Annotated in this window: 17 protein-coding genes and 1 pseudogene; 12 read left to right on the top strand and 6 right to left on the bottom strand. The window is 70.2% G+C overall.

The features are described 5' to 3' along the window. Positions 1–9: 9 nt before the first annotated feature. The 4 genes from rlmN to BGP79_RS06570 form a co-directional block, all read right to left on the bottom strand. Positions 10–1413, bottom strand: coding sequence for a 23S rRNA (adenine(2503)-C(2))-methyltransferase RlmN (rlmN, locus tag BGP79_RS06585; RefSeq protein WP_369800168.1), 1404 nt, complete (start codon positions 1411–1413; stop codon positions 10–12). Between the two features lie 106 nt (positions 1414–1519). Beyond that, complete coding sequence (locus BGP79_RS06580; RefSeq protein ID WP_076693967.1) at positions 1520–2806, bottom strand: glutamate ligase domain-containing protein; 1287 nt, start codon at positions 2804–2806, stop codon at positions 1520–1522. Positions 2807–2922: 116 nt separating this feature from the next. Beyond that, positions 2923–4659, bottom strand: coding sequence for an MDR family MFS transporter (locus tag BGP79_RS06575; RefSeq protein ID WP_076693966.1), 1737 nt, complete (start codon positions 4657–4659; stop codon positions 2923–2925). Beyond that, positions 4656–5330, bottom strand: coding sequence for a TetR/AcrR family transcriptional regulator (locus BGP79_RS06570; protein ID WP_083701658.1), 675 nt, complete (start codon positions 5328–5330; stop codon positions 4656–4658). The genes BGP79_RS06575 and BGP79_RS06570 overlap by 4 nt, the downstream gene beginning before the upstream one ends. 327 nt (positions 5331–5657) lie before the next feature. Here BGP79_RS06570 and BGP79_RS06565 point away from each other — a divergent pair, with 327 nt between their 5' ends. The 12 genes from BGP79_RS06565 (at position 5658) to BGP79_RS06510 (ending at position 13566) form a co-directional block, all read left to right on the top strand. After that, positions 5658–6299: an ABC transporter permease gene (locus tag BGP79_RS06565; RefSeq protein ID WP_076693963.1), complete on the top strand. Its 642-nt coding sequence runs from the start codon at positions 5658–5660 to the stop codon at positions 6297–6299. Continuing rightward, positions 6292–7569 (top strand): ABC transporter ATP-binding protein, encoded by a 1278-nt coding sequence (locus tag BGP79_RS06560; RefSeq protein ID WP_076693962.1) that lies wholly within the window; start codon positions 6292–6294, stop codon positions 7567–7569. Before BGP79_RS06565 ends, BGP79_RS06560 begins: the two co-directional genes overlap by 8 nt. After that, on the top strand, positions 7566–8393 hold the full coding sequence (locus BGP79_RS06555; protein WP_083701657.1) for an ABC transporter permease: 828 nt from the start codon (positions 7566–7568) through the stop codon (positions 8391–8393). Before BGP79_RS06560 ends, BGP79_RS06555 begins: the two co-directional genes overlap by 4 nt. Before the next feature lies 1 nt (position 8394). Next, a complete protein-coding gene (locus tag BGP79_RS06550) occupies positions 8395–9393 on the top strand; it encodes a glycine betaine ABC transporter substrate-binding protein (protein ID WP_076693960.1) in 999 nt (332 codons plus the stop codon). Between the two features lie 391 nt (positions 9394–9784). Beyond that, positions 9785–10306 carry an Asp23/Gls24 family envelope stress response protein gene (locus BGP79_RS06545; protein WP_076693959.1) on the top strand — a complete coding sequence of 174 codons (522 nt, stop codon included), beginning with the start codon at positions 9785–9787 and terminating at the stop codon, positions 10304–10306. Next, positions 10303–10494, top strand: a complete 192-nt coding sequence (locus BGP79_RS06540) for a DUF2273 domain-containing protein (RefSeq protein WP_076693957.1) — start codon at positions 10303–10305, stop codon at positions 10492–10494. The genes BGP79_RS06545 and BGP79_RS06540 overlap by 4 nt, the downstream gene beginning before the upstream one ends. Beyond that, positions 10491–10805, top strand: a complete 315-nt coding sequence (locus BGP79_RS06535; protein ID WP_076693955.1) for a hypothetical protein — start codon at positions 10491–10493, stop codon at positions 10803–10805. Before BGP79_RS06540 ends, BGP79_RS06535 begins: the two co-directional genes overlap by 4 nt. Then, positions 10802–11383 carry a DUF6286 domain-containing protein gene (locus BGP79_RS06530; protein ID WP_076693953.1) on the top strand — a complete coding sequence of 194 codons (582 nt, stop codon included), beginning with the start codon at positions 10802–10804 and terminating at the stop codon, positions 11381–11383. Before BGP79_RS06535 ends, BGP79_RS06530 begins: the two co-directional genes overlap by 4 nt. A gap of 38 nt (positions 11384–11421) precedes the next feature. Further along, positions 11422–12000 (top strand): hypothetical protein, encoded by a 579-nt coding sequence (locus BGP79_RS16885; protein ID WP_233121227.1) that lies wholly within the window; start codon positions 11422–11424, stop codon positions 11998–12000. Between the two features lie 35 nt (positions 12001–12035). Beyond that, entirely contained in the window at positions 12036–12614 is a 579-nt protein-coding gene (locus BGP79_RS16880; protein ID WP_233121225.1) for an RNA polymerase sigma factor, read from the top strand. Beyond that, the gene (locus BGP79_RS06515; RefSeq protein WP_143588328.1) at positions 12611–13201 is read left to right on the top strand and encodes an Asp23/Gls24 family envelope stress response protein; all 591 of its coding nucleotides are present in this window, start codon (positions 12611–12613) and stop codon (positions 13199–13201) included. The genes BGP79_RS16880 and BGP79_RS06515 overlap by 4 nt, the downstream gene beginning before the upstream one ends. Further along, positions 13198–13566, top strand: coding sequence for a hypothetical protein (locus BGP79_RS06510; RefSeq protein WP_076693947.1), 369 nt, complete (start codon positions 13198–13200; stop codon positions 13564–13566). The genes BGP79_RS06515 and BGP79_RS06510 overlap by 4 nt, the downstream gene beginning before the upstream one ends. A 295-nt stretch (positions 13567–13861) precedes the next feature. Here the strand turns inward: BGP79_RS06510 and BGP79_RS06505 are convergent, their stop codons facing one another. Next, positions 13862–17311 (bottom strand): DEAD/DEAH box helicase, encoded by a 3450-nt coding sequence (locus BGP79_RS06505; RefSeq protein WP_076693945.1) that lies wholly within the window; start codon positions 17309–17311, stop codon positions 13862–13864. Between the two features lie 85 nt (positions 17312–17396). Further along, a pseudogene (locus BGP79_RS16390) lies at positions 17397–17545 on the bottom strand (integrase core domain-containing protein); the annotation flags it as partial.

Below are 17545 nucleotides of genomic sequence, written 5' to 3'. Positions count from 1 at the left end.
GCTCACCGGTCACTCGCTCGCTGCGAGCTGGCCGCACGCGCCGTCGATCTCCTTGCCGCGGGTGTCCCGCAGCGTGGTGGGGATCCCGGCGGCCTCGAGCCGGTCGACGAAGGTGGCGGTGACGTCGGGATCCGAGGACGTCCAGATGGAACCGGGCGTCGGGTTGAGCGGGATCGGGTTGACGTGCACCCAGCCGCGGCCGCGGGCGTTGAGCTTCTCCGCCAGCAGATCAGCCCGCCACGCGTGGTCGTTCATGTCCTTGATCAGGGCGTACTCGATCGAGACCCGCCGCCCGGTCTTGAGGTAGTACCGGTGGGCGGCGTCGATCGCCTCGTCGACCTTCCAGCGGGAGTTGACCGGGATCAGGTCGTCGCGCAGCTCGTCGTCGGGCGCGTGCAGCGACAGGGCGAACGTGACCGGCAGGTCCTCGGCGGCCAGCTTGTCGATGCACGGCACCAGGCCCACGGTCGAGATCGTGATGCCGCGGGCGCTCATGCCCAGGCCCTCGGGCGCAGGGGCGACCATCCGGCGCACCGCCGTCATCAGCCGCTTGTAGTTGGCCAGGGGCTCGCCCATGCCCATGAACACGATGTTGGAGACCCGCTCGTCGGGGTGGCGCTGCCCGCCGAGACCGCCCTCGGCGATCACCCGGTTGGCCTGGACCACCTGGTCGAGGATCTCCGCGGCGGACATGTTGCGGGTCAGCCCGGCCTGGCCGGTGGCGCAGAAGGGGCAGTTCATGCCGCACCCGCACTGCGAGCTCACGCACAGGGTGATGCGGCCGGTGTAGCGCATCAGCACGGACTCGACGAGGGAGCCGTCGAACAGGCGCCACAGGAATTTGATGGTGCGGCCGTCGTCCGTGGTCAGCCGCTTCACCTCGGTCAGCAGCGGCGGCATCAGCGTCTCGGTGAGCTGGGTGCGCGCCGCAGCCGGGAGGTCGCTCATCTTCTCTGGGTCGGTCGTCCAGTGCGTGAAGTAGTGAGTCGAGAGCTGCTTGGCGCGGAACGCAGGCTGGCCGAGCTCGACCAGCTTTTCCTGCCGCTCGGCCAGGGACAGGTCGGCCAGGTGCATCGGCGGCTGCGAGACGCGGGGGGAGCGGAACTGCAGCAGGGGCCGGCCCTCCGCCGTCGTCTGCTGCTCCCAGCCCTCGGTGGCCGGCCGGATCTGCCGCCGATCGGCCTCCTCGCGATCGGCGCGGACCGTGCGCGCCCGCTCGGCCGGCGACGCGGCTGTCAGGGGGACGCCGGGGGTGGTGCCGGCGGGGCCGGCAGGCGGCGCGTCCGCCGCGGGACGGGTCCCCTCGGCGCCGCGCACCCCGCGCAGCGGGCCGGCCGACGGGGAGTCGGGGCGCTCGGCGTGGGCGCGGGAGGTACCCGTGCGGTGATGGCGGGAGGAATCCTGGGACGACACCCTCCCGATTCTCCCATGCCCGGCGGAGGCGGCCGGGAGCGGGGCGGGCGTCCGTCGATCCGGAGGACCAGGGCCTGCGGCTGCGGACCGTCGGGCGACCACCGGATCACGGCGAAGCGACCGGCGGGGGAGGGGCGGCACCGCTGTGCCGATCCCATGCCGCCTGGATCTCCTCGGTCTCGACGAACGGCACCAGGGCCTCGTGCGGGCCGATGTGCTGGAACCGATCGGGACCGAGGCCGAAGAAGCCGATCGCACCGTCCGGCCCTGCCTCAGAGAGAGTGACCTCCAGTGCCCGCCGGCGGCCCTCGACCACCTCGATCACCCGCGGCTCTGCCCTTCTCGCAGCGCGCAGTTCCGTGAGGGCCCCGCGTACCCCGCGCAGGATGGCGGCCCGGATCGTGGCGGGATCCTCGGTGCGGGGGTGGTCGTCGGTGACCACGAGGACGTCCGCACCGCTCATCGCAGCCGCTCGGCCGATGAGCTCTCGCTTGCCCGCGTCCCGGTCTCCCCCTGCACTGACGGTGAGCACGGGCCGCCCGGCGTGCCGGTGACGCAGAGCGGCCGCCGCCCTGGCCATCCCGTCCGGCGTGTGGACGAAGTCGACGACGGCCACGGGAGCGCCGGGGCCGAGATGGAGCCGTTGCATCCGTCCCGGCACGTCGACCGGTCCGGCCAGGGCGCCGACCACCTGCTCCGCCGACACCCCGAGCTGCAGGAGCAGGAGGGCGGCGACAGCGGTGTTGACCCGGTTGTGTTCGCCCGGCAACGGCGTGTGGAGACGGAGATCGCCGTCGGGCCCGTGGAGGACGAAGTCGTCGGAACCGACCTCACCCGTGAGGTGCCAGGTCGCGGATCGATCATCCCCGTTGTCCGCCGCGTCCGGATGAGGGATGCTCCGCGAGAGGTCCGCGAGCGTGATGACGGGGATGCGCGACTCGGCCGCCAGCCGGCGACCCCAGGCGTCGTCCACGACGATGACGGTGCCGGTCACCCCGACGAGGGTCAGATCCGCCGCCGGATCGCCGTGAACGGCGGCGGCCACGGGACCGAGGACGACGGCCGGGTCGCCGACGACGAGGCGCGGCACGGGCAGCCCGGATCGGTCGACGAGCCGGGCACCGACGGAGTCGGTGAGCACGGCGACGGCACCGGCGGCGACGGCGTCGGCCACGTGGCGGGCGCCGTGGGAGGACTCGTGCCGGTCCGTGCTCGGCAGGGCGACGAACAGGTCGCCGGGGCGCACCGACCGGCTGTCCAGCGTGATGCCCGCGACGGGCGGATCCCCCGGCCCGGCCATGACGGCCTCGCCGCACCGGAGCGCGACGGCGGAGAGCAGCAGGATCGCCTCGCGTGCCCGCCCGTTCCGGCCGTCAGGCCCCGTTCCGGTCACGAACCCAGTCTAGGGACGGCCGCAGTCGCTACCGTGGCAGGACTGAGCGCGGTGAAGGCCGCCTGCCCCGGACGGTGGGTCGGGGCAGGCGGCTCGTGAACGATCCCGTAGCGGGATCAGACCGTCGTGTCGGGGTGCTGACGCGGGCCGGCACCCGCAGCGCCTCCGGCCGGCGTCGCATCGTCGGCGACCGGCGTCGCGGCACCGACGACGCTGGGAAGGCCGGCGACCACGTCGATCGCGCCGGTGACCGCAGCCTCCCCGTGGATGCCGTCGATCGCCTCGCCGCGGGCCACCATGCCGGCGATGTCCGAGAGCGGGATCTGCTTGAGGAGCAGGGCGAGGACGAACGCGATCAACAGGAACGGGATCAGGTACCAGAACACCGGGGCGAGCGAGTCCGCGTACGCCCCGACGATGCCGTCCCGCACGGCCTGCGGCAGGGCGTTCAGCGTCTGCGGGTCGAGCGAGGCGGTGGCCTGGCCGGCCTGGGCGGCGCTGGCGCCGGAGGACGCGAACACGTCGGTGAGGTTGGTCGTCAGGTTGTTGGTGAAGATCGCCCCGAAGACCGCGACTCCCAGGGACGCCCCGACCTCACGGAAGTAGTTGTTGGTGCTGGTGGCTGTCCCGATGTCTGCGGGGTCCACGGCGTTCTGGACCACGAGCACGATCACCTGCATGATGCAGCCGAGCCCGACGCCGAACACGAACAGGTAGACGCAGATCAGCCAGATCGGGGTGTCGGCGGCGAGCGTCGTCATCGCCAGCATCGCCGCGGCGGTGATCAGCGTCCCGGCGATCGGGTAGCTCTTGTAGTGACCGGTGCGGCTGATCAGGATGCCGGATCCGATCGCGGTGATCATCAGCCCGCCCATCATGGGCAGCATCAGCAGACCCGACTGCGCCGCCGAGGTGCCCGAGGACATCTGCAGGAACGTCGGCACGAAGGCGATGGCCGCGAACATGCCCAGGCCCAGGGTCAGGCCGATGGCGGTCGCGTTGACGAACACCCGGTTGCGGAACAGGGAGAGCGGGATGATCGGGTCCTCTGCGCGCCGTTCGACGGTGATGAAGCCGATCACGGCGACGGCCATCCCGGCGAACCACGCCCACGTCTCGAGGGCGTCCCAGCCGTGGTCCTTGTTGCCGCCGAACTCGGTGAAGAAGATCAGGCAGGTGGTGGCGGCCGAGAGCAGGACGACGCCGAGCCAGTCGATGCGCCTGGTCGCCTTCTTGCTCGGCAGCGTCAGCGCGAACCAGGCGATGCCGAAGGCGATGACACCGACCGGGATGTTGATGTAGAAGGCCCACTGCCAGGTCAGGTGGTCGACGAAGAAGCCGCCCAGCAGCGGTCCGGCGACGGCCGAGAGCCCGAAGATGGCGCCGAGCGGGCCCATGTACTTGCCGCGCTCCGAGGCCGGCACGATGTCCGCGATGATCGCCTGCGAGAGGATCATCAGGCCGCCGCCGCCGAGGCCCTGGATCGCCCGGAACACGACGAACATCCAGAAGTCGTCCGCGAACGCGGCGCCGACGGAGGCCAGGGTGAACAGCCCGATCGCGATGAGGAAGAGGTTGCGCCGGCCCAGCACGTCGCCGAACTTCCCGTAGATCGGCATCACGATCGTGGTGGCGAGCAGGTACGCCGTGGTGATCCAGGCCTGGTGCTCCACGCCGCCGAGCTGGCCGACGATGGTGGGCATGGCGGTCGAGACGATGGTCTGGTCGAGGCTGGAGAGGAGCATCCCCGCGATGAGGGCGCCGAAGATGGTCCAGATCCTCCGGTGGGTGAGCACGAGAGGACCGTGGGTGGTGCCGGGTCGTCCCGCTACGGGCCGATCGGTAGTGGTCATGACGGGGTGTCCTTCGGGTCGTCAGCAATGGTGGTGGAGGGGCGGGAGAAGAGTTCGGCCGCGAGTCGGACGTGTTGGTCCAGCAGGCGATCGAAGTCGCTAGGTGAAACCGGATGACCGGTGGCCCGGGGCGCGTGGAGTTCCATGAATCGGTGCATGGTGTAGCCCGCGAGGTGCGAGAGCATGGCGGCGGCCAGGCCGGGGAAGGGGTCGTCGAGAGGGGCGTCGACCCGACGACGGATCAATTCTGCGAGCTCCGCCACGCCGCTCTGCATCATGGTCAGCACCCGCTCCGCGAGCACCGGCTCGTGTCGGATCAGCGTCATCAGCCGCGCGGGTCCGGTGGGGTCGTCGGCGTTGGCGAACGAGTGACTGATCAGGTCGGAGACATCGTCGACCAGGTCGCCGCCTGCCGGACCCCTCGCAACGAACTCCTCCCCGAGAAGCTCCAGCGGATTCCGTGCCGGGGTGCCGATGACGGCGTCGTCCTTCGAAGCGAAGTAGTTGAAGAAGGTGCGGCGGGAGATACCCACGTCCTCGCACAGCTGCTCGACGGTGAACCCGAGCAGCCCGTGCTCGGTGGTCAACTCCCGAGCACGGCTGATCAGGTTTCGCCGGGTCCGCCGCATGCGGGCGTCCCGTCGCTGGTTGTGCTCCGCCGGGGTACTCATGGACCTAGATATTTGCACTATGTGCCTACCAGTGCAATTCGGATCAGATGGGATACTGATCCGTCCGCGACTACTCGGCCTCGTTGTACGGCACCTCGGCCGTCGTGCCACACCTCCCGTTCGTCGTCCCCTTGGCGGCTACCATGCGGTAACGAGTCGGTCTCGTTCTCACCGTTCGCGCCCTTCTGGCTGGAGTTCACCCCGGTCGGCCTTGCTAGCGTGGAGAACGGCCTGCAGCTCGTGGGCCGCCGATCGCTCGCGGATGCCGATCACGCTTCTGCGGTCCGCGCCCCGTCGGACGGAACGAGAACGAGGCAGGTCGTCGATGTGATCGAGTACGTGAACGAGCGGTTGCCCCAGATCCTCTTCGCGGCGTGGCAGCATGTCTCCCTGGTCGTCCAGTGCCTCCTACTGGCCACCCTCATCGCCGTCGTCATCGCCGCGCTCTGCTACCGCAACCGGGCCCTGACGGCCGCCGCGAACGCGGTCTCCGCCGTCGGTCTGACCATCCCGTCCTTCGCGCTCATCGGCCTGTTGATCGCACCGCTCGGCTTCGGCGTCGCGCCCGCCGTCGTGGTCGTCACCTTCTTCGCCGCGCTCCCCATCCTGCGCAACGCCGTCGTCGGCCTCGCCGGCATCGACGGGAGCCTCGTGGAGTCGGCGCGCGGCATCGGGATGAGCCGGATGCGGACCCTGCTGCGCGTCGAGCTGCCCCTGGCGTGGCCCGTGATCCTCACCGGGATCCGCGTGTCCGCGCAGATGGTGATGGGCATCGCCGCCGTCGCCGCGTACTCGCTCGGGCCCGGCCTCGGCGGGTTCATCTTCTCCGGGCTCTCCCGTCTGGGCGGGGCGAACTCGCTCAACTCCGTCGTCGTCGGCGTCGTCGGCGTCATCGTCCTCGCCCTGATCCTCGACCTGCTCCTCGCCGGCCTCGGCCGCCTCACCACCTCAAGGGGTCTCCGTGTCTGAATCCACCACCACCGCCACCGGGGAGCCGGACCGCACCGTCTCCGGTGCCGAGATCCTGCTGCAGAACGTCACCAAGCGCTACGCCGGCCAGGACAAGCCGGCCGTCGACGGCCTGACCATGCAGATCCCCGCGGGCAAGATCGTGATGCTCGTCGGCCCGTCCGGCTGCGGCAAGACGACCACGCTGAAGATGATCAACCGGCTGATCGAGCCCACCGAGGGCTCGATCGTGCTCGGCGGCGACGACGTCACCCGGATGAACGGGGACAAGCTGCGCCGTCGGATGGGCTACGTGATCCAGGCCGGCGGCCTCTTCCCGCACCAGAGCGTCGCGGCCAACATCGCCGTCGTGCCGAAGATGCTCGGCTGGGACAAGGCCCGCATCGACGCGCGCGTGGACGAACTGCTCGAACTCGTCTCCCTCGACCCGCAGGTGTACCGCGACCGGTACCCCAAGGAACTCTCCGGCGGCCAGCAGCAGCGCGTCGGCGTCGCCCGCGCGCTCGCCGCGGACCCGCCCGTCCTGCTCATGGACGAGCCGTTCGGCGCGGTCGACCCGATCACCCGGCAGCGGCTCCAGGACGAGCTGATCAACATCCAGGCCGAGGTGCAGAAGACCATCGTCTGCGTGACCCACGATTTCGACGAGGCGGTCAAGCTCGGCGACTGGATCGCCATCTTCACCGAGGGCGCGCAGCTGGTGCAGTACGACACCCCGGAGCGGATCCTCGCCGAGCCGGCCAACGCCTTCGTCGAGAACTTCATCGGCTCCGGCGCCGGGCTCAAGCAGCTGACGCTCACCCGCGTGGCCGACGTGCCCCTGGCCGAGGCCGAGCAGGCCCGGCCGGGCGACGACGCGGCCGCGGTGCTGGGCCGGATGAAGGAATCGGGACGTCACCACGTGGTCGTCCTCGACGAGCGGGACCGGCCCCGGCAGTGGCTCTCCCGCAAGCAGGTCGGACGGGTCGAGACGATCAGCGACGACCTCGACCAGCACCTGCCGGTCGTCAGCGACCGGTCCACCCTCAACGACGCCCTCGACACGATGCTGGTCTCCAGCGCCGGGGCGGCCCTGGTCACCGGGCGCCGGGACGCCTTCATCGGCGTCATCGACGTCGACTCGGTGATGGAGGCCATCGCGGCGGCGCGCGAGTCCACCCGCTCCGGTGACTACAGCGCGCCGGTCGGCACCAACACCGGCGTGATCCCGGCGAGCGACGGCGACGGCCGCGGCGGCGCGCACGCCGTGACCGCCGGGGAACCGTCATGAGCGCCGACGCCCTCGCTCACACCGGCGAGCTCGCGACCGATCCCGGCGCGCGCGGCCGCACCGGCGGCTCGGGCGGTCCCGCCGGCCGGAGCCGGCTGCGGCGCGGGTTCCCCGTGGCGCTCGTCGTGCAGCTGGCCGTCATCGTGGTCGCCTTCGCGGCCGTCGCGCTCTGGCTGGCCAACGCGCCGCTGACCCCGGTCGAGGCCACCACCCTGGCCCCGTCGGCCCTGTGGGGGTACACCGTCGAGCACCTGCGGCTGACGTTCACCGCCGCCGTCATCGTCCTCGTCATCGCCCTGCCGCTCGGCATCCTGCTCACCCGGCGGCGCACCCGGTTCCTCGCCGGGCCGGTGGCCGCCGTCGCCAACATCGGGCAGGCGGCCCCGGCCATCGGCCTGATCGTGCTGCTGGCGTTCTGGTTCGGCTTCGGGTTCTGGGCCGCGATCGTCGCCCTGACCGTCTACGCCGTGCTCCCGGTGCTGCGCAACACCGTCGTCGGGCTGCAGCAGGTGGACCAGCGTGTGATCGAGGCGGGCCGCGGCATGGGCATGTCCGCCATGGCCGTCCTGTTCAAGGTCGAACTGCCGCTCGCGGTGCCGATCATGCTCAGCGGCATCCGCACGGCCCTCGTCCTGCTCGTCGGCACCGCCACGCTGGCCACCTTCATCAACGGCGGGGGACTCGGCATCCTCATCACCACGGGGGTGAACCTGAGCCTGACCACGGTGCTCGTGGCCGGATCCCTCCTGGTCGCCCTGCTCGCCCTGCTCATCGACTGGGTGGGCCGTCTCGTCGAGTTCGTCGCCACCCCGAAGGGACTGTGACATGAGGAACCGACAGCGCTCGCCGCGCCCTCTCCGCGCGGCCGTCACCGCGGCCGCGGCGGTTCTCGTGCTGGCCGTCTCCGGCTGCGGACTGGAGCCGGCCACGGCCTTCGTCCCGGACGTCAAGCCCGGCTCCATCGCCCCGGTCGCGGGACTGCCGGAAGGCACGAAGCTGACCGTGACGAGCAAGAACTTCACCGAGCAGCTCATCCTCGGCAAGATCGCCGCGATCGCCGGTCGGGCCGCCGGGTTCGACGTCGTCGACCTCACCAACGTCCCCGGCAGCACTCCGGTCCGCCAGCTGATGGTCCAGGGCGACGCCGACTTCACCTACGAGTACACCGGCACCGCGTGGCTGACCTATCTCGGCAAGGAGAAGCCGATCCCCGACCAGCGCCAGCAGTGGCAGGCGGTCAAGGACGCCGACGCCGCCAACGGCCTGACCTGGGGTCCGCCGGCGCCGATGAACAACACCTACGCATTCGCGATCCGCAGTGCGAAGGCGAAGGAACTGGGCGTGACGAAGCTGTCGGACCTGGCGAAGATCCCCGTCTCCGAGCGCACGTTCTGCATCGAGGCGGAGTTCAACTCGCGGCCCGACGGCATGAACCCCATGCTCAAGACGTACGGGCTGCCCCGCGGCTCGGCGGTCCCGAACGGGCAAATCGGCATCTACGACACCGGCGCGGTGTACACGGCGACGGCCAACGGCGACTGCAACTTCGGCGAGGTGTTCACCACCGACGGCCGGATCAAAGCGCTCGACCTGACGGTGCTGAAGGACGACAAGCGGTACTTCCCGGCCTACAACGTCTCCCCGGTGTACAGCACGAAGACGCTGCAGGCGCACCCGCAGCTGGCGCAGGTGTTCGACAAGATCTCCCCGAAGCTGACCGACGCCGAACTGCAGGAGCTCAACCTGCAGGTCGACGTGCAGGGGCGGGAGCCGGCCGACGTCGCCGCCGACTGGATGGTCAAGGAAGGTTTCGTCACCCGGTAGGGGCTGCGGTGGCGGTCATCCGGGCGCAGCAGCACTACCGAGGCTTTCCTCGGCGGTTGGGACGCGGGCGTCTCCGATCTTCACCAGTCCGTGTTGCAGAAAAGGGCCCCTCATCGGGCATGCCATCGGGCGGGTCTATCGTGCACCTCAGGTCCAGCAGCCGCGGGCGAGGTCGGGGAGTGGGGGAGCGTGCGTTAGACGTTCGTCTAACGGGCGTCTGTTCAACTCCAGCGCTTCTATTGCCTGACACCGTCGACGATGCGGCATAAGTGACGGAGATCACCTTCTTCTCGTGTGCCGATTGGCTCTTTCGTTCCGTCTTATCTCTGTACGAGTGATCGCGGTGTCGACCGAGCGTCGGCTCCACCACAGGAAGAGAAGGACTGCAGCGATGAGCACACCGAACACCCCGGCCAAGCCTTCCGGCCCCGTCAAGCCCTCCGATCTGACTCCGACCGCCGGCGCCCGGTCGACCGACAGCCTCGCCGAGGAGAACTCGCCGCTGGTCACCTCCCGTGGCACCACACATGTTGCCGACGGTGTGGTGGCGAAGATCGCCGGTATCGCCGCCCGCGATATCGAGGGAGTCCACGAACTCGGTGGCGGAGCGGCCCGTGCTTTCGGGTCGCTGCGGGAGCGCGTCGGTCAGACCGACCTGTCGCAGGGAGTCCACGTCGAGGTGGGCAAGACCCAGGCCGCCGTGGACGTCACCGTCGTTGTCGAATACCCCCACCCCCTGCACGAGGTCGCCGCTCGCGTCCGCGATGCCGTGTTCGAGGCCCTCGAGGAGCTCGTCGGCCTGGAGGTGACCGAGGTCAACGTCGACATCACGGATGTCCACGTCCCGTCCGAGGATGACGATCGGGATCGCGAGCAGAGCCGTGAGCAGACCCGCGAGAGCCGGCTGGCGTGAGCCCGACGACAACCGGCATCGCCGTCGGCGCGGTTCTCGCGATCGTCGGACTGGTCTTCGGGTTCTGGGGCTTCCTGCTCACGGCGGTACTGATGGCGCTGGGCGCCCTGATCGGTCGTGCCGTGACCGGGAAGCTGGATGTTGCCGGCGTGGTGGACGCGCTCCGCGGTAAGCGCACCTCCGCATGAGCATCGACCGGCCTGGCCACACGCGCATCTCGAGGGCGGCGCTGACGCACACGGTCCAGGCCGTCGCGTCAACCGCCCTCGAGGTGCCGGGGGACCGCGTGTCGGTACAGGTCCAGGACGACGACGGCGGCCTCGCGGTCCAGCTCTCGACCCCGATGAGCGGTGATCGAACGCGCAGCGTGTACGAGCGGATCGATACCGGGCGGCAACGCATCGGAGCGGAAGCCGAACGCATCACCGGCTCGAAGCTCAGTCGCATCGACGTCACCGTCACCGGCCTCCTTCCCCGAACCAGGGCGGTGCCACGATGAGTGTTCCCACCAACATCCGGCGAGTCGTCCACCGGGAGATCCGCTCATCGCGGTCCGTTCCCGCCATCATCGCAGCGCTCATCCTGCTGCTGGTGGTCCTCTGGGTCGGGACCGAACTGGTTCTCTCCGTCTTCGGGCAGCCGGCCCTGGTAGTGGCGCCGACGCAGATGCTGCAACAGATCTCCGGGTTGCCCGGTTCGGTGCAGCCGGTGTGGCTTGCCGCTGCAGGAGCCGTGCTGATCATCATCGGCCTCATCCTGGTGGTACTGGCAGTGAAACCGGGCCATCGTGGGCGGCATATCGTGAACGATGACCGGCTCGGTGTGGTGGTCGATGATCGAGCCATCGCTTCGGCCCTCTCGGCCGCGGCCAGGCGCGCCGCCTCCCTGGCACCCGATCAAGCGGTCACCACCGTCAGCAGGCGGAAGGTCCGGGTCCTGCTCCACCCCACCTCGGGAAGCGCGGTGGACGAGGCGGATGTCACTGCTGCGGTGCAGGAGCAGTTGGACCAGATGAACCTTCGACCGGAGCCGCGACTTCGCATCGAGATCAGCCCGAGAGGAGTGATCGGCGCATGAACGGGACCCCCCGTACGTTGAACCGTTGCCTTCTGTTCGTGATCGGGCTGCTCGCCATGGCACTCGGCGCGGTCGCCATGGCGGGGGCGCTCGTCCCCGCAATCGCGCAGCAGTGGTCGGCCCTGTCCAACGCCGCGAGTACATGGGTCGAAGACACGCTGCCGACCGCACCGGTCGGGTCCACGAGCACGAGCTGGTGGACCCTCGGGCTGATCGTCGTGCTACTGGTCGTCGCTCTGCTGTGCTTGCGGTGGATGATCGCCCAGGGTGGTGGCCGCGCGTCCACCGTGACCGAACGCACCACACCGACCGACCAGCACGGCTGGGGCGGTACCACGGCGGTGACCGCGCGGTTCGCGGAAGACGTGCTAAAGACCGCGTTCAAGGAGGACCCGCAAATCCTCTCCGACGCCGTCGGTGCACGTCGGACTCGGCGCCATACCGGCCTGAAGGTGTCCCTGCAGGCGAAGAAGGGTGCGTCACCGGCGTCCATCACGCAAAGTGCCAACCGGGCCCTCGCCGAGCTGGACGCGGCGCTCGGTGTGCAGGTCCCAGTGCTGGTCCGCATCCGCACCGGCCTGCGGACCGCGGTGGGCGGGGCGGACCGCGTCTCGTGAGACCGTCCACGCGAGAATCCGTGGCGGGGGCATCGGTGGATACCGCTGCCCCCGCCGGGCCGCGTGTCATCGACCCGGATGCGATCCCGGATGCGTTGCTGGTCGATCGCGCGGCCGGCGGTGACACCGGTGCCTTCACCGTCCTCGCCAGCCGCCATATGGCGGTCCTGCGTGGCTACGCCCGCAGACTGACCGGCTCCGATGCTGATGCCGACGACGCCGTCCAAGACGCCATGGTGCGTGCCTGGTCGACCATCGACACGCTGCGCGACCCGCAGGCAGTTCGTTCCTGGCTGATCCGTATCGTCTCCCGCTGCGCGGTCGATCTGATCCGTGCCCGTCGCCACCACGCCGACCTGGAGGCCATCCCGGACCCGGCTGATCCTCGCCCGGGGCCCGAAGCCCACGTCGTTGCCGCCAACGGGCGCGAGGCCCTGGAGAAGGCGCTCCAGAGGTTGCCCGAGGGTCAACGCCAGGTGTGGATCCTGAAGGAGATCGGCGGACTATCGATCCCGGAGATCGTCGAACTGACCGGGCTACCGCACCCCACCGTGCGGGGCCGTGTGGCCCGGTCCCGTGCCCAGCTGATGGAGGAGATGAAGGGATGGAGATGAGCGCCCGACCCGCCGAACCGTCCTGTGGAACCGATCTGAGCGACATCACCCGGTATCTCGCCGGCGACAACCCCGCCCAGAGCGCGCACATTGAAACGTGCGCTCAATGCCAAGACGCCATCCGTTCTCTGCAGCGGCTGGAGGACTTCACCCACCAGCTGGCCGTCGCAGACACCGAGAAAGCCGACGACCCGGCCTGGTTCCACCGGCTCATGTCCGGCCTTCACCTCGAAGGCCGCCCGGGCCGCAGCATCCCCTACACCGACGCCGGCGACGCTGACCTGGCCGTCACCGAGGGGGCCGTTCGCGCGCTCGTCCGCGCAGCGGCCGACACCATCGACGGCGCCCTGATCGGCCAGTGCGTCTTCACAGGTGACGTCACAACCCCTGGATCCCCCGTCGAGGTGAACCTCAGCCTGGCCGTCATCTACGGGCACCCGATCCAGAGCATCGTTCACGACGTGCGCACCACCGTCGACCAGCTGCTCCGACGGCACACCGAACTGGTCATCACCGACGTGAACATCACCGTCATCGACGTCATCAGGGAAAGCCGAGCCGACCCCTCGAAGACCGGTACGTCATGACCACCAGAGACCAGTTCACCGTCGACAGCGAGGCCACTGTGGAAACACTGACCGACCAGATCAACGACCGTCTCCTCGACGTCGACGGCGTCCACGAGCTCTACCCGCCGCACCACCACCGACGGCCCGCCGCGTTCACCAGCACCACCCGCACCGCCGAGCTGCGAGCAGACGGGTCGCGGACCGACGTCACCGCTCGCCTCTCGGTCACCTCGGACCGGGCCGGCGGCGATGTCGCGCGCGACGCCGCCGCCGCCATCCGCGCCGTGCTCGCCCACTCACACGTCACCTGCGGTCAGATCACCATCACCATCGTCAGCATCGACGACCAGGCCGTCTCCTCAGCGGGGCCCACTCAGAAATGACCGTTTCCGACACCTGCCGGTGGACTTGAGCCACGAGTCGCCGGGTCAGAATCCCTGTCCAATTCGTTACTGGGTCAGAATTCGGTCGAGTTGGAATTTGACACGTTCGGGGAGTGGGATGCCGTCACGCTTGACGGTGGCCGACGGGACTGGCCGGGACGTCGAGGCCGAAGGGCCGAGAATCACATCCGACTGCGTCAACGCCTGTCGACGAGGGACCAATCGATGGAGCTGCAACGCCGAGCTCGGGCGGCCACCCCTCGGCCGTGGAGAAGACGGGCATCGACCCGTCGGGCTAGGCCAACAGGGAGCGGATGTCCTCGGCGGTGACGGCGGAGGAGAAGGCGTTCTCGTCGTCGATCACCGAGGCGAACAGCGCGGCCTTCTGCTCCTTCAGCGCCATCACCTTCTCCTCGATGGTGTCCGCGGAGACCAGCCGGTAGACCATGACGTTGCGGGTCTGACCGATCCGGTGGGTCCGGTCGATCGCCTGCTCCTCCGCGGCGGGGTTCCACCACGGGTCGAGCAGGAACACGTAGTCCGCTTCGGTGAGATTCAGGCCGAAGCCGCCGGCCTTGAGGCTGATCAGGAACACCCCGGCGTCGCCCTGCTTGAACGAGTCGACCACCTCGCCGCGCTTCGTCGTCGACCCGTCCAGGTACGCGTACCGGATGCCGGCCTCGTCGAGTCGGTCCGCGGCCCGGCCGAGGAACGACGTGAACTGGCTGAACACCAGCGCCCGGTGCCCCTCGGCGAGCACGTCGTCGAGCTTCTCCATCAGCGCGTCCAGCTTGGCCGACGGCACACCCTCGTACTCCTCGTCGACCAGCGCCGCGTCCAGGGACAGCATCCGCAGCAGGGTCAGGGACCGGAACACGATGAACCGCTGCCGGTCCAGGTCGTCGAGCAGGCCGAGGATCTTCTGCCGCTCGCGCTGCAGCTGCGTCTCGTAGATCCGGCGGTGCGCCTCGTCCAGCTCCACCTCGAGGGTCTGCTCCTGCTTCTCCGGCAGGTCGCGGGCCACCATCTCCTTGGTGCGGCGCATCATCAGCGGCCGCACCCGGGTCCGCAGGCGGTCCAGCATCCGCGTGTCGGCCACCCGCTCGATCGGCTTGACGTAGTCCTCGGTGAACACGCGCGACGTGGGGAACAGGCCGGGCGCGGTGATCGCGAACATCGACCACAGCTCCATCAGGTTGTTCTCCATCGGGGTGCCCGTGATCGCGAGCTTGAACGGGGCCGCCAGGTCGCGGGCGGCCTGGTGCACGCGCGCGGTGCGGTTCTTGACGAACTGCGCCTCGTCCAGGATCAGCCCGGCCCACTCGCGCTTCTGGTACGCCCGCTCGTCCAGGCGCAGCAGGGCGTAGGAGGTGATGACGATGTCGGCGTCGTCCGCCGCGCCGGCCAGGGACCCGGCCGCCTTGCCCTCGGTCTGGGTGAGCGCGCGGACACTCAGGCCCGGCGTGAAGCGCGCGGCCTCGGCCACCCAGTTGTGCACGACGGACGTGGGGGCGACGACGAGGAACGGTGCCGCCCGCTCCGTGTCCGTGCCGGTGCCCGCGTCCGGGTGCTCGCGCGCATGCGCGATCAGGGCGAGCGTCTGCAGCGTCTTGCCGAGGCCCATGTCGTCGGCCAGCACCCCGCCGAGCCCGTGCGCGTGCAGGAAGGTCAGCCACGTGAAGCCGTCGCGCTGGTAGGGCCGCAGGTCGGCGTGCAGCCCGGCGGGGAGGGCGGGCGCGGGGACGGCGTCGACGTCGAGCAGGCCGGAGACGGTCCGCGCCCAGGAGTCCGCCTCGTGGGTCTCCCAGGCGAGCTCCTCGAGCTCCTCCCACAGCCCGGCCTGGAACCGGCTGATCCGGGGTCCGGTCTCCCACTCGCGCAGCTCCCGCGCGTCGTCGATCAGCTCGCGCAGCCGGTGGAACTCGGGTCGGTCGATGGAGAAGTAGCTGCCGTCGACGAGCAGCACCTTGGTCTTGCCGCTGCTGAGGGCCTGGAAGATGTTGCGGAACGGGATCTCGTGCCCGGCGATACGCACCATCAGGCCGAGGTCGAACCAGTCCCGCTCGGTGGAGTCGACCGTGCTGACCACGAGCCGCGGGGTCTCGTCGAGTTCGCGGAAGTCGGGTCGGGTGCCGAGGTCGTGCACCTCGACGCCGTCGGTGGCGACCAGGCGCGGCAGGGTGTGCTCGACGAACTCGGCGGCGTCGATGTCCACCAGCATCCGGTCCGCGACGGTGACCGGACTCGCGTCGGGGCCCGCGTCCGGGTCGGCCAGGGCGGCGGCGGTGCGGTCCAGGACGGCGTCCTCGGCGTCGCGGTCCCGGTGCCCGGGCGCGCCGGGGGAGCGGCGCAGCGGCCGGCGGGTGACGCGGGCGCCGTGGACGTACTCCCAGTGCCAGCGGGTCTGCACGGCCGGACCGTCGGTGTACTCGACCTCGACCACGAGGGTCGGCGGCTGGGGGACGGGCAGCGGCACGGACCCGTCGGTGCTGGTGACGAGGATGCGATCGGCCAGCGCCGGGTAGACGTCCCGGACGAATTCGTCGGCGTCGGCCGCGGGGATCACCAGGCCCGCGGGCTGGGTGAGCAGCTCCTTCTGGGTGGTGCCGAGCCGCTCGTCCAGCGGGGCGAGCAGGATCTCCGCCGTCGCGCCGGTCGAGCTGCCCGCTCCCTGCGGGTCGGGCAGGTTCCGGCGCACGTAGATGCCGTGGTCGGCGATCGTGCTGACGCCGGTGAGATCGGAGGTGCGGCCGTCGACGTCGAGCACGGGGACGACGCGGACGTCGCCGCCCTGCCCGTCGGCCGGCTCCTGGTCACCGTCGGCCCGCTCGCTTCGCTCCTCGGTCTCGCCGTGCTCGACAGCATCGCCGGGATCACCGCGGTCGACGCGCTCGGCGTCGAGGCTGATCCGGGCGCGCCGGCCGATCCGCACGCTGAGGTCCTTCGCGGAGGAGACCATGGCGATGCCGAGGCGATCCGCCTCCTCCAGCAGCTGCCAGAGCAGGGGATTGGCGAAGTCGTCGAGGTAGAGCCAGGAGTCGTTCTGCCCGAAGTAGCCGACGCCGGTGGCGCGGTGCAGACCGGGGAACTGGGAGAACCAGCGGTGCTGGTCGGGGTCGAACGTCAGGCCCTGCGTCTGGAAGGCGATGTTGGACCAGGCCAGCTGGTTGCGGACCCACCGGCCCTTCTCGTTGCGGATGACGGGGCGGACGCCGAGCTTGTGGTTGGCGCTGCGGCGCTTGATGCCGCGGCTGGCCGCCCAGCGGGAGAACGTGTCGCCGAGTTCGCGCAGCTCGAACTGCAGGGCCAGGGGCGTGGGGGCCGCGTCGTCGGCGTCGGTGGTCTCCTCGGGCGGCATCAGCGCCTCGACCTGCTCCCGCCAGTCCGGCTCGCTCGTGCGGGCCGCCTGCGCGCGGTCGCGCTCCGCCCGGTGCCGCTCGCGGGCATGGTCCGCGTTGGACTGCAGGGCGGTGGCGGCGACGTGCTTGCACCCGCTGCCGACCGGGCAGTCGCACGACGTCGAGGCGATCCGGTGCCGCCCGTCGCGCAGCGGCTTGAGGGTCAGCCGGGCGCGGTAGGGAACGGGCTCGCTGCCCTGCACCCGGCTGCTGAGCTTCCCGCCGTCGGCGTCCCAGTCGAGGGAGACGACGGCGCCGTCCCGCATGTAGGCCTTGCCGCGGTGCATCGCGGGACCGCCGACGACGCGCAGCAGGTCCTGGGCATCGATCAGCGGCACGGTGGGCATCCGGTCATTCTCTCACCGCCCGTCCCCCGGCCGCACACAGCGGCCGCCGTGCCGGACGTCGAAGACCGTCGCCAGCTCGTCGATAGATGTGGTGTTCAGGGAGGTTGGTCAGTCGGGTGATGGGTGGTTGGCCTCCGGTTGCGGTGTGGGGTCGATGGTGATTGTAGAAGTGGAGCCAGCCCGGTAGGGCTTCTCGTCGTTCGGTTTCGGTGGGGTAGAAGCGGGCGTAGGCCC

Origin of the sequence: Tersicoccus sp. Bi-70, assembly GCF_001968825.1 — a bacterium.
Classification (GTDB): domain Bacteria; phylum Actinomycetota; class Actinomycetes; order Actinomycetales; family Micrococcaceae; genus Tersicoccus.
This window is presented reverse-complemented; position numbering and strand designations above follow the sequence as displayed.

Bases quoted from the DNA above. Each gene is read 5' to 3' on its own strand.
- BGP79_RS06575 (WP_076693966.1), bottom strand. From the start codon at position 4,659: ATGACCACTACCGATCGGCCCGTAGCGGGACGACCCGGCACCACCCAC.
- BGP79_RS06570 (WP_083701658.1), bottom strand. From the start codon at position 5,330: ATGAGTACCCCGGCGGAGCACAACCAGCGACGGGACGCCCGCATGCGG.
- BGP79_RS06555 (WP_083701657.1), top strand. From the start codon at position 7,566: ATGAGCGCCGACGCCCTCGCTCACACCGGCGAGCTCGCGACCGATCCC.
- BGP79_RS06550 (WP_076693960.1), top strand. From the start codon at position 8,395: ATGAGGAACCGACAGCGCTCGCCGCGCCCTCTCCGCGCGGCCGTCACC.
- BGP79_RS06545 (WP_076693959.1), top strand. From the start codon at position 9,785: ATGAGCACACCGAACACCCCGGCCAAGCCTTCCGGCCCCGTCAAGCCC.
- BGP79_RS06535 (WP_076693955.1), top strand. From the start codon at position 10,491: ATGAGCATCGACCGGCCTGGCCACACGCGCATCTCGAGGGCGGCGCTG.
- BGP79_RS06530 (WP_076693953.1), top strand. From the start codon at position 10,802: ATGAGTGTTCCCACCAACATCCGGCGAGTCGTCCACCGGGAGATCCGC.
- BGP79_RS06515 (WP_143588328.1), top strand. From the start codon at position 12,611: ATGAGCGCCCGACCCGCCGAACCGTCCTGTGGAACCGATCTGAGCGAC.
- BGP79_RS06510 (WP_076693947.1), top strand. From the start codon at position 13,198: ATGACCACCAGAGACCAGTTCACCGTCGACAGCGAGGCCACTGTGGAA.
- BGP79_RS06505 (WP_076693945.1), bottom strand. From the start codon at position 17,311: ATGCCCACCGTGCCGCTGATCGATGCCCAGGACCTGCTGCGCGTCGTC.